This is a genomic window from Halanaerobiales bacterium (genome assembly GCA_035270125.1).
In the GTDB taxonomy this organism is placed as follows: Bacteria; Bacillota; Halanaerobiia; order Halanaerobiales; family DATFIM01; genus DATFIM01.
On the sequence record DATFIM010000013.1, the window covers coordinates 1 to 12,387 of the forward strand.

Sequence of the window (12,387 nt, forward strand, 5' to 3'; positions counted from 1 at the left end):
AAAGTACTTACCCCTTCTTTATGACCTTTTCGACGTGGTAAGCCTTTTTTTTGAGCCCATCTACCATTACCATCCATTATTATAGCAACATGTTTTGGAATAGTCATTACTTTTCCTCCTATATTTAAACTAAGTACCCCCTCAACAGAGGGGGATTTTAATTATAATCTTCATAACTCCATATTATTTTTAGTTTTTTATTATTAATCTTTCTAATATCTATAATTCTTTTTTCACCAGAAGGCTCCATATCTTCATATGGTTTAACTTCCTCTGTTCTAAATTCAAATCCTTTATTTTTAAGTTTTTTTAAAACTATATCATAGTATTCGCCTAAATATTTATCAAAACTTTTAATCACTTAAACCTCCATGATTTCATCTTTTTTTCTTTCAAGAAGTTTATCAATTTTTTCGATATATTCATCAGTTAATTCCTGAATATTATCCAGACCTCTATGATAATTATCTTCCGAAATTTCTCCATCTTCTTCCAAATTTTCTAATTGATCATTTGCTTCTCTTCTAATATTTCTTATAGCAATTCTTCCATCTTCAGCTTTTTCATTTATTACTTTAACCATTTCTTTTCTTCTTTCTTCAGTTAATTGAGGAATATTTATTCTAATTAAATTACCATCATTGTTAGGAGTTAATCCCAAATTTTCTTTCATAATTGCTTTTTCTACATTTTCAATAACATTCTTATCAAAAGGTTCAATAATTAATTGTCTGGCTTCAGGTGCAGAGATATTTGCCAATTGATTAATTGGAGTCTGGGTTCCATAATAATCTACCATAATATTTTCCACAAGTGAAGGTCTTGCCCTTCCTGTTCTTACAGTATTAAACTCCTGTTTTGTGTTTTTATAAGCCTTTTCCATTTTCTTTTCAGTAGCTTTCATTACTTTATTAATCAATTTAAACCCTCCCTAATATATTATAAAATTTTTTAACGAACAAAAGTACCTATTTCTTCTCCCATTAAAACTTTTTTGATATTACCTTCTTCCGAAACGGCAAAAACAATTAAGGGGATATCATTATCCATACATAATGATACAGCTGTTGAATCCATTACCCCCAATGATCTGTTTAGAATATCAATATAACTTAATTCTTTATATTTAATGGCTTCTGGATTGGATACAGGATCTGAATCATAAACACCATCAACACTTTTAGCCATAAGAATTGCGTCTGCTGAAATCTCTGCCGCTCTTAAAGCTGCTGTTGTATCAGTTGAAAAGAAAGGATTACCAGTTCCAGCTGCAAAAATTACTACTCTTCCTTTTTCTAGATGTCTTATAGCTCTCCTTCTAATATATGGCTCAGCAACCTGTCTCATTTCAATTGCAGATTGTACTCTTGTTTCTAATCCAAACTTTTCTATTGCATCCTGGAGAGCAAGAGCATTAATTACTGTTGCAAGCATACCCATATAATCAGCTGTTCCTCGGTCCATACCCCGAGCACTTCCAGCAATTCCACGAAAAATATTACCTCCCCCAACAACTACTGCTAATTCAACTTTTGTCTCATCCACCACATTATAAATTTCTTCTGCAATTTTTTTAATTGTTTTAGGTTCTATGCCAAATCCTTTACCTGCTGCAAGGGCCTGACCACTAATTTTTAATAAAACTCTCGAGTATACTGGATTATCCACCATATAATAACCTCCAATATTATTATTCTCTGAAAATTATAAAATCCCTTTTTCAAAATTTATGTATTTATTATTTATAGATATAAATGCTAGTAAAATTATATAATTAAAATTATACATTTAAAAAAAGAGAACACATAAATGTGTTCTCTTATTAAATTTATTAATTTTTTTCTACTTCAGCTCGGACTTCCGAAACAAAATCTTCTTCCTCAGTTTCAATTCCTTCACCTAATTCATATCTTTCAAATCTTTTCACTTCAAGATTAGCTTCATCAAGAAGTTCTCCGACTGTAATATCAGTATCACGAACATATTCTTGATCTACAAGACAAATCTGAGTAAAATATTTATTAATTTTACCTTCTACAATATTGTCAATGATATGTTCCGGTTTACCCTGATTTAACATTTGTTCTTTATATATTTTCTTTTCTTTTTCAATAACTTCATCACTAACTTCTTCTTTAGAAATGTATTCAGGTGCTTTGGCTGCTATATGCATTGCGACATTATTTGCTTTTTTAATATTTTCTTCAGTATCTTCACCAGCAAATTCTACTAAAACACCAATTTTACCATTCATGTGAACATAACCATGTAAAAATTCATCAGTTTTATACTTTTCAAATCTTCTTAAATTAATATTTTCACCAATACTGGCAATAGCTTCTTTTAATATTGTACTTACATCTTTACTATCATCATCATACCATTTTTCTTCTAAAAGTGAATCTATATCTTTTTTATCACTATCCATAATATGATTTGACATTTCAGAAACTAGATTTTTGAATTTTTCATTTTTAGCAACAAAATCTGTTTCACTATTAATTTCTACAACTAAACCTTTATCACGTTTATCATTAATCATTACATTAACCAATCCTTCAGCTGCAACTCTATCTGATTTTTTAGCAGCATCAGATATTCCTTTTTCTCTCAAATAATCAACTGCTTCTTCTACATTACCATCAGTTTCAGAAAGTGCCTTTTTGCAATCCAGCACTCCTGCTCCAGTTTTTTCGCGGAGTTTTTTAATTTTTTTCATTGAACCCATGTTTTTTTCCTCCTTTATCTTAAAAAAAGGCGTGGTAGAAAGCTAAATCAAGCCCCCACCAACGCCTCCAATAAATTTATTAATTTACTTCTTCTGCATTTTCTTTCTGGGCCTCTTCACTCTGTTCATTTTCTTTAGACTGTTCTCCCTGCTTACCTTCCAGTACAGCATCAGCTATAACACTACTGATTAATTTAACAGCTCTAATAGCATCATCATTACCTGGAATAACATAATCAATCAAATCAGGATCACAGTTACTATCAACAATAGAAACTATTGGAATATCGAGTTTTCTAGCCTCAGACACAGCAATTGATTCTTTACGTGGATCAGTGATATAAACTACATCTGGAAGACCATCCATATCTCTGATTCCACCTAAAAACTTTTTCAACTTATCACGTTCTCTTTCAAGTTCAATTACTTCTTTTTTAGGTAGAACTTCAAAAGTACCATCTTCTTCCATTTCTTCTAATTCTTCCAAACGATCAATACGTTTTTTGATTGTCTGATAGTTAGTTAACATACCACCTAACCAGCGCTCGTTGACATAAGGCATACCACAACGTTCTGCCTCAGTTTTTATAGTTTCTTGAGCCTGTCTTTTAGTACCTACAAAAAGTATTTCTTTACCTTCACCCGCCTGTTCTTTTACATAATCATAAGCCTTATCTATAAGGCGAACTGTTTGCTGAAGATCAATAATGTAGATACCGTTTCTTTCAGTGAAAATATATTGCTCCATTTTTGGATTCCATCTACGTGTTTGATGTCCAAAGTGAACACCAGATTCAAGTAACTGTTTCATATTAACTATTGACATAAAACTTGCACCCCCTTTCCTGGTTTAACCTCCGCTTATTTCAACCTCTACCATATTAAATGGCATCAAAACCAGGTTTAGTTTTGATATCACTTCTGTAATATTAGATTACAGCACCAGTGATAGAGTCCATAAGCGTGTGTATTTTGTACCATTTGCTAGTATACCACAAAACTATATAATTATCAATAATTAAAATTAAACTTCTTAAAAAAATTATAAAATATTGTCATCTTTTCTATGAGAGGTGATTAAAACTTTACCACTATCAGTGTAAAATTTCATTGTTCTACCATAATTTTTTCCAACATCCTCACCTACAATATCAATATTTTCTTCTTTTAAAACTTCTTTTACTTTTATTACATTTCTTTCTCCAACTTTTAAACCAGAATCTTCTCCCCCCATTGAAAACATTTGAGCTCCACCTGCAATTTTAGCAACCATTCTTCGTTTCTTTGCACCATTTTTTTCCATTTTTTCAATCATATATGGAATCCCAGTATCTGCATATTTAGCTGGTTTTAAGTTCTTTTTATTTTGAGGTAACATAATATGTACAAGACCACCAATTTTTGTTCTCTTATCATAAAGAGCAATTCCCACACATGAACCTAAACCTATAGTAATTAAAACGTCTGGTGAAGATGAAATAGCATATTCAGCCATTTTCACCCTGTGTTCTTGTTTATCCACTAAGTTTCAATCCCCAAAGAATTTAGTATTTTTTCAAGAGAACCTAAGTGTGGGATAAGCATAAAATAACCTTCAATTTCATGGTCACCATCTAAAAATTTAGTTTCAATAAGTAAAGTATAGTCACTTGCTTGAGACAAAGGGACCATTGATGAACTTATAACAGCAGCAGCCATATCATGAGCAAACCCAGGTACTGATTGAATCAAATTAAAACCTGTTAATTTGTTTAATGCACTTAAATAAGAGCCACTTAAAATATTACCTATTTCTTTGATAGCAGATATTTCCATTTCATCAATATTATCTAAATCAATTTCTTTATTTAATATACTCTGTAAAAGTCGTTTTGCACTATCTTCACTCAATAAAAATAATAGGCTTGCTGGAGCCTCTCCCATCGCCTGTAATAATATTCCAATTACATCTTGATCTGCATTTCCTGTAACTTCCGGCACTTCAGAAAGGGACAATACTTCAGCAGAAGGTACTGTCATATCAATTTTACAATCTAAGAATTGAGAAAAAGCAGTAGCGGCATTTCCGGCACCTATATTACCTATCTCTTTTAAAGCGTCTTTTTGCATTTCAGTTAAATTTTGTATCAAATCATCGTTAGCCATAAAACCAGAACCTCCTTTATACTTTAATTATTCTCTGTTTCTATGTTTTCAAGTTGTTTAATTTCATCTCTAGTAAGAATTTTATTTAAATCCAATAATATCAATAATTTATTATCATCATCTAGTTTTCCAACTCCACTAATGTATTCCTGATTTACTCCTTGGGTTATTTTTGGAGCTTTGCCTATATTTTCAGTATTTAATCTTATTATACCTTCTACGTCTTCTACTTCCATACCTACTAATGTATTTTCAAATTCAACTATTATTATTTTGCTTTCTTTTTTACGATCAAAATTATTTATTCCCAGTCTTTTATCAAGATTAATAATAGGAACAATTTCTCCCCTCAAATTAGTAACACCTTCAACAAAATCTGGAGCATTAGGAATTGATGTTAATTCAGTTTGATTTATTATTTCCTTAGCCTGAGTAATATCTACCCCAAAATTTTGTTCATCAATTACAAATACAACATATTGATTTACTGATGCTGAATTATCTTCAGATTTATCACTAAAATTTGATAACATTATAAGCACCTCTCTTATAAATATTCTTAGTTTTAATTTCACATTAAATGATTATTTTGATTAAAAAATCAGTCTTTCCATCTATACTATTATTTTTTCGACAAATATATTTAAATCCCTTCCTGAAATTACTAAAAAGATATATTATATAACAAAAGCCCTCAAATAAAAGATCAAATGAGGGCATAAATAAATATTTATATGTTTTTAAGCTTTTAGTTTTTCTAACTCTTCAAGCAAATAATCATTTAATACTTTAATATATGTCCCTTTCATTCCTAAGGAACGTGATTCAATAACTCCAGCACTTTCAAACTTACGCAGAGCATTAACAATAACTGATCTGGTAATACCTACTCGATCAGCTACTTTACTTGCTACAAGTAGTCCTTCTTCACCATCTAATTCTTCAAAAATGTGTTCTATAGCTTCTAATTCAGAATAAGATAATGTGTCAATCGCAATTTGTACAGCTGCTTTCTTTCTGGCTTCTTCTTCTATTTTTTCACTTCTTGATCTTAATATTTCCATACCAACTACAGAAGCTCCATATTCAGCAAGAATAATATCTTCATCAGTAAATTCTTCACCATAGCGAGCTAATACTAATGTTCCTAATCTGTCTCCTCCACCTAAAACCGGAACAATTGTAGTAAGTTTGTTCTCATAAAGGCAATCTTCACCTTCTTTAAATACACATTTACCATCTTTTTGTTCAATATTTTCTTTAGTATTTCTAGTTCGTAATAATCCTTTATTATAACCTTCAGGAAATTTTCCTTTATCAATAACTTCTTCTTCCATAATATCACATTCAAAATCGTCTAATAAACTAAATCCAAGAATTTTACCTTTTTTACTTGCTATATATACATTACAATTTATAGCATTTCTTAATACATCAGCCATTTCTGCAAAATCAACTGCTCTTCCTCCAGATCTTTGTAATAATCTATTTATCTTTCTACTTCTTTCTAATAATGAATTCATTTTTATCTACCTCCATTCAAATTATAAAATATACTTACTTAAATCTTTATCCTGTACTACATCAGCCAATTGATCTCTAACATATTTAACATCAACTACAAACTCTTTTTTATCAATTTCTGGAGCTTCAAAAGATAAATCCTCTAATAGTTTTTCCATTATAGTATGTAATCTTCTAGCTCCAATGTTCTCTGTTTGTTCATTAACTTTAAAGGCAAAAGAAGCGATTTCATCAATAGCCTCAGAAGTAAATTCAATATTAAGATTTTCTGTTTCAAGTAAAGCCTTGTATTGTTTTGTTAAAGCATTTCGTGGTTGTAACAAAATTTCTTTAAAGTTTTCTTTTGTTAAACTATTAAGTTCCACTCTTATCGGAAATCTTCCCTGTAATTCTGGAATTAAATCTGCTGGTTTGGATACATGAAAAGCACCAGCTGATATAAAGAGTATATGATCAGTCTGAACTGAACCATATTTTGTAGAAACAGTTGATCCTTCAACAATCGGGAGAATATCTCTTTGAACCCCCTCACGTGAAACTTCAGGTCCAGAATTTGATTCTCTTCCAGCTATTTTATCTATTTCATCCAAAAATATAATCCCACTATTTTCCACTTTTTCAATTGCATCTTCACTTACTTCATCCATATCAATAAGTTTTTGTGCTTCTTTTTCTTTAAGAATCTCTCTTGCTTCAGAAATACTTACTTTTCTTTTTTTCTTTTGGGTAGGAAAGATATTACCTAACATATCCTGAAAATTAATTCCCATATCTTCCATACCTGAACCTGAAAACATATCCATCATTTTATTATTCTTTTTTTCAACTTCTATTTCTACCATTCTATCATCAAGCTCACCATTACGCAAACGACTTCGTAAACGCTGCCTTCTTTCCTTTAATTTCATATATTGATCACTATCATTTTCTTCTTTTTCTTCATCATTAAACAAAAAATTAAAAGAATTATTATTTTTATTACCATCTGGTAATGGTAGTAATATATCAACAATTCTATCCTCAGCCATTTTATATGCCTTTTCTTCCACTTCTTTCATTCTTTGATTTTTTACCATTCTAATAGCAGTTTCTACTAAGTCTCTAACCATTGATTCCACATCACGACCGACGTATCCAACTTCTGTGAATTTAGTAACTTCTATTTTTATAAAAGGCGCATTTGCAATATTTGCTAAACGGCGAGCAATTTCTGTTTTACCCACACCCGTAGGCCCTATCATCAAAATATTTTTGGGAATAATTTCATCCTGAAGATCAGAAGAAATTTTTCTTCTTCTATATCTATTTCTCAGAGCTATTGCTACAGCTTTTTTTCCATCATCCTGTCCAACAATATATTTATCTAATTTTTTTACAATTTCTCTTGGAGTGAGTTCTTCCTCAATGTTATTTGATATTAATTTATTATCCATCATTCACCTCCTAAATTTCTTCAATGCTTATATTATTATTAGTATAAATACAAATATCTCCTGCAATATTTATAGCTTCTCTAGCTATTTCACTGGCAGATAAATCATTTTTATTATGTTTATATAAAGCTCTTGCTGCAGCCCTAGCATAAGGACCACCAGAACCTATAGCAGTAATATTATCATCAGGTTCTATAATATCTCCAGTACCAGAAATTAGTAAAATTTTCTCTTTATTTGCTACAAGCAATAATGCTTCTAATTTTCTTAACATTTTATCAGTTCGCCATTCTTTGGCCAATTCAACTGCTGCCCTTTCTAAATTGCCATGAAATTCTTCTAATTTGACTTCAAATTTTTCAAATAAAGCAAAAGCATCAGCAGCAGTTCCAGCAAAACCTGATATAACCTCACCATTATACAATCTACGAACTTTTCGTGCACCAGCTTTCATTACAGTTTCTCCCATAGTAACCTGACCATCTCCTGCCAGTGCAACGTTATCTCCATTTTTTACAGCAACAATAGTAGTAGCTTCAATAGGTAATTTCGACAAATTATTACCTCCTCATATTAAATTGTCAAATGATTCAAAATTATTTTTATTCTTTTCAATATAGTAACATATAAAATCAAATAATGTCAAGGTAATTATTTGCAAATTAAAAAATATTGACAATCAACTAATCCTTATTAAATTAGTCTTCATCCGGATCTTTAGTATATCCACACTCTTTGTTGATACATTTATAATATGTGCCTTTTTTTCGACTATGTTTTTCTACCATAAGACTTCCGCATTTAGGGCATTTTTCTTTTACAGGTTTATTCCAGACTACAAAATCACAATCTGGATAATTACTACAACCATAAAATTTTCTCCCTTTTTTGCTTTTTCTCTCTACAATTTCTCCATCTTCACATTCAGGACAATCTACTCCAGTCTTTACTAAAAATGGTTTGGTGTTTTTACAATCAGGATAACCAGTACAGGCAAGAAATTTACCATATCTTCCATACTTAACAACCATTGGCCTTCCACATTCATCACAAACTTCATCAGTTTCTTCTAAGACATTTACTTTATCCATATTTTCATGAGCATCATCAAGTCGCTCTTTAAAAGGAAAATAAAAATCAGATAATAATTCTTTCCAATCTTCTCCTTCTTCAACCTGGTCAAGTCTTTTCTCCATTTGAGCAGTAAATTCAAGATCTGTTACTTCTGGAAAATATCCACTTAATAATTCAGTAACTGTTTTACCTAATTTTGTTGGTTTTAAACTCTTACTTTCTTTTTCAACATAACCTCTAGAGATAATTGTAGACATTGTTGGAGCATAAGTAGAAGGCCTACCTATCCCTTCTTCTTCAAGAGCTTTTACTAAACTGGCTTCTGTATATCTAGAAGGTGGTTTAGTAAAGTGCTGCTCAGGGTCTAAATTATCTAAATCTAGTTTTTCTCCTTCAGTAAATTTCGGTAAAATATCATCTTTTTTATTATTATGTGATAAAACTCTTAAAAATCCAGGAAAAAGAATTTTAGAACCAGATACTCTAAACATATAATCATTAGCAACTTTTATATTTACAGTTAGATTTTTATAAACTGCTGAAGTCATTTGACTGGCTACAAATCTCTCCCAAATTATTTTATATAATCTATATTGATCTCTATTTAAATGTTTTTTCATTTTCTTAGGATCTCTAAATACAGATGTTGGTCTAATAGCCTCATGAGCATCCTGGGCAGAATCATTTGTTTTATATTTTTTATCTTTATTTAATTGATATTTATTTCCAAATTCATCTCCAATATATTTATTTGCATTTTTCTTAGCTTCTTTTGAAATTCTTGTACTATCAGTTCTTATATAACTGATCAAACCAACTGTATCTTTACCTATATTAATACCTTCATATAGTTGCTGTGCTAAATACATAGTCTTTTTTGCAGTAAAACCTAACAAAGAAGAAGCTCTCTGTTGAAGAGTACTTGTTGTAAAAGGTGGGTTAGGGTTTCGCTTCCGTTTTCTTTCTTTAACCTTATCTACAATAAAATCTTCACCTTTAATATCTTTTACAATTTCAGTAACTTCTTTTTCACTTTCAATTCTAAACTTTTCACCTTTTATTCTATGCAAATCAGCTTCAATTTTATTTTTTTCTTTTTTCAGATTTGCAGTTAAAGTCCAATATTCTTCAGGATCAAACTTTTCAATTTCGTCTTCTCGATCACAAATTATTTTCACTGCTACTGATTGAACACGACCTGCACTCAAACCTTTACGAACTTTTTTCCAGAGTAAAGGACTCAATTTATAACCTACAAGTCTATCCAACACTCTTCTTGCCTGTTGAGCATCTACAAGGTCTTTGTCTAATTGTCTTGGATTATCAAGTGCATTTTGAACAGCAGTTTCTGTGATTTCATTAAATGCTATTCTATGATTTTTATCTTCATCAAGTTTTAAAGCCCGGGAGAGGTGCCATGAAATAGCTTCACCTTCTCTATCCGGGTCAGTTGCAAGTAAAACGTCTTTGCTTTTTTTTGCAGCTTTTTTTAATTTACTCAAGGTCTTCCCTTTTCCTCTAATAGTAATATATTTAGGTTTAAAATTATTTTCTACATCTACTCCTAATTGACTTTTAGGCAAATCTATTACATGCCCCATCGATGCCTTTACTTTAAAATCTTTTCCTAAAAACTTATTAATTGTTTTAGCTTTAGCTGGAGACTCTACAATAACTAAAGTAGATTCTCTGCTTTTCTTAGCCACAATTACACCTCCAAAATTAATTTACAAATTTATATTTTTCTTCAATAATTTCATTAAATTCAGGTATATCTTTTAAAATAGATTCAAGACGTACTTTATCATCAACTATATCCTGTAATGTACTCCATAAATCTTTTATCTGTATAGAACCAGTATATACATTTTTTACTGTTCGTGTTATAAGTTTTTCACTTTCCTCTGGAGATAATATATTCTTAGCTATCAATCTATATATTAAACCCTGCAACTTGAGAGGAAGGTACATTTTTTCAGAAAAAGTAAAAATACGATTATAAATTATATCTTTATTTTCATTAGCTCCCCATATATTTTCTTCAGAAATATTTTCATCAGATAAAATCAAAGCAAAAGCTTCATCTATATCCTCTAATTCATAACCCTGATCAACTAATTCTGTTATTATTTCTTCCTGATCAATATATTCATCTTTAAGCATTTTTTTAACTATTAAACTTACAATTTCTATAACATTATCATTCATGAGTTTTGACAGGTCTAACCTATCTTTCCCTCCTTTAATTACAAATTATTCATTTTATTTATCAATTTGATTATAACTAGTATAAATTATAGAGGTTTTAATAGCTTTTGTAAACCCTTAAAGACATATTTTTTTGAAGAATTTAACTCTATTAATTCTTTTAACTCTAACTTTAATAAAACTGAACTTAAATTATTTTTATTTATTTCGGTCATTTCATAAATCTGATCAAAATATAATTCATTGTTAATTTGAAAGATTTTTATAATTTTTTCTTCCATTTTACTAAGTTCAGGATAATTAATTCCTGTTTTTTCTTCTTTATCATAAAAAAACATCTCTTCAATTACATCTTGATAAGAAGTTACTATCTTAGCTCCCTCTTTAATTAAATTATTACAACCTTTACTTTGAGTTCTGTCAATATTTCCTGGAACAGCAAAAACTTCTCTTCCTTGTTCTAAGGCAAAATCTGATGTTATTAATGAACCACTTTTATAAGCAGCCTCAACTACTATAACTCCCTGACATAGTCCACTAATTAGTCTATTTCGTCTTGGAAAATACCCAGGGATTGGTTTTATCCCCGGTGGAAATTCACTTACTATTAATCCACTTTTTAATATATCTTTATATAAATCATTATTTTCTGGAGGATACACATAATCTACTCCAGAAGCAAGTACTGCTATTGTATTCCCAGAAACTCTTATTGCACCTTTATGACCTGCACTATCTATACCTCTGGCCATACCACTCACAATTGTAATCCCTCTTGCTGCCAATTTTGAGGCTAAATTCATTGCTATTTTTTTACCATATAAACTTGCTCTTCTGGCACCTACTATAGCCATAAAATTGCCATAAAAATCTCCACTACCTTTATAATATAATACCGGTGGAGGATCATAAATTTCTTTTAATAACATCGGATATTTATCATCATTTAAAGTTACAAATTCAATATTACTTTCAGCTAATTTTTCTATTTCTTTATCCAAATTTAATTTATTTTTACTGGATATTATCTTCTCTATTTTTTTATGACCTAAGCCCTTGATTTTTCTTAATTGATTTCTATCAATTTCCCAAATTTTTTTAGGGGATTTGAATTTTTTTAATAATTTACTAATAAAAATAGGGCCAAGTCCTTCAAGTTTACTTAAACCAATCCAGTATTTTTTATTATTCATAATTTCCCTCCTTATTACTTATTATATAATAATTAGATAATAAGTAATATTTTTCCTGCATAATTGCTTATTTATTTTTAAG

15 protein-coding genes are annotated in these 12,387 nt (G+C 30.0%); all 15 read right to left on the reverse strand.

Annotated elements, in window-relative coordinates; genetic code table 11:
* Positions 1–107 (reverse strand): undecaprenyl diphosphate synthase family protein (locus VJ881_00690; GenBank protein HKL74556.1); only part of this gene is annotated, 107 nt, incomplete at its 3' end.
* 50 nt (positions 108–157) lie between these two features.
* Positions 158–361 (reverse strand): hypothetical protein, encoded by a 204-nt coding sequence (locus VJ881_00695; protein ID HKL74557.1) that lies wholly within the window; start codon positions 359–361, stop codon positions 158–160.
* Positions 362–919, reverse strand: coding sequence for a ribosome recycling factor (frr, locus tag VJ881_00700; GenBank protein ID HKL74558.1), 558 nt, complete (start codon positions 917–919; stop codon positions 362–364).
* Positions 920–951: 32 nt separating this feature from the next.
* On the reverse strand, positions 952–1,671 hold the full coding sequence (gene pyrH, locus VJ881_00705; protein ID HKL74559.1) for a UMP kinase: 720 nt from the start codon (positions 1,669–1,671) through the stop codon (positions 952–954).
* Positions 1,672–1,831: 160 nt separating this feature from the next.
* Positions 1,832–2,728 carry a translation elongation factor Ts gene (gene tsf / locus VJ881_00710; protein HKL74560.1) on the reverse strand — a complete coding sequence of 299 codons (897 nt, stop codon included), beginning with the start codon at positions 2,726–2,728 and terminating at the stop codon, positions 1,832–1,834.
* 79 nt (positions 2,729–2,807) lie between these two features.
* Positions 2,808–3,554, reverse strand: a complete 747-nt coding sequence (gene rpsB, locus VJ881_00715) for a 30S ribosomal protein S2 (protein HKL74561.1) — start codon at positions 3,552–3,554, stop codon at positions 2,808–2,810.
* Between the two features lie 216 nt (positions 3,555–3,770).
* Positions 3,771–4,250 (reverse strand): chemotaxis protein CheD, encoded by a 480-nt coding sequence (locus tag VJ881_00720; protein ID HKL74562.1) that lies wholly within the window; start codon positions 4,248–4,250, stop codon positions 3,771–3,773.
* Complete coding sequence (locus VJ881_00725) at positions 4,250–4,873, reverse strand: chemotaxis protein CheC (GenBank protein HKL74563.1); 624 nt, start codon at positions 4,871–4,873, stop codon at positions 4,250–4,252. Before VJ881_00725 ends, VJ881_00720 begins: the two co-directional genes overlap by 1 nt.
* Before the next feature lie 23 nt (positions 4,874–4,896).
* On the reverse strand, positions 4,897–5,406 hold the full coding sequence (locus VJ881_00730) for a chemotaxis protein CheW (GenBank protein HKL74564.1): 510 nt from the start codon (positions 5,404–5,406) through the stop codon (positions 4,897–4,899).
* 207 nt (positions 5,407–5,613) lie between these two features.
* The gene (gene codY, locus VJ881_00735; GenBank protein HKL74565.1) at positions 5,614–6,396 is read right to left on the reverse strand and encodes a GTP-sensing pleiotropic transcriptional regulator CodY; all 783 of its coding nucleotides are present in this window, start codon (positions 6,394–6,396) and stop codon (positions 5,614–5,616) included.
* A 21-nt stretch (positions 6,397–6,417) separates the two neighbouring features.
* Complete coding sequence (hslU, locus tag VJ881_00740; protein ID HKL74566.1) at positions 6,418–7,830, reverse strand: ATP-dependent protease ATPase subunit HslU; 1,413 nt, start codon at positions 7,828–7,830, stop codon at positions 6,418–6,420.
* A 10-nt stretch (positions 7,831–7,840) separates the two neighbouring features.
* On the reverse strand, positions 7,841–8,386 hold the full coding sequence (gene hslV / locus VJ881_00745) for an ATP-dependent protease subunit HslV (protein ID HKL74567.1): 546 nt from the start codon (positions 8,384–8,386) through the stop codon (positions 7,841–7,843).
* Positions 8,387–8,528: 142 nt separating this feature from the next.
* Positions 8,529–10,610, reverse strand: coding sequence for a type I DNA topoisomerase (gene topA / locus VJ881_00750; protein ID HKL74568.1), 2,082 nt, complete (start codon positions 10,608–10,610; stop codon positions 8,529–8,531).
* A gap of 16 nt (positions 10,611–10,626) precedes the next feature.
* The gene (locus tag VJ881_00755) at positions 10,627–11,112 is read right to left on the reverse strand and encodes a DUF494 family protein (GenBank protein HKL74569.1); all 486 of its coding nucleotides are present in this window, start codon (positions 11,110–11,112) and stop codon (positions 10,627–10,629) included.
* Positions 11,113–11,198: 86 nt separating this feature from the next.
* Positions 11,199–12,305, reverse strand: a complete 1,107-nt coding sequence (gene dprA / locus VJ881_00760) for a DNA-processing protein DprA (GenBank protein ID HKL74570.1) — start codon at positions 12,303–12,305, stop codon at positions 11,199–11,201.
* Positions 12,306–12,387: the final 82 nt, after the last annotated feature.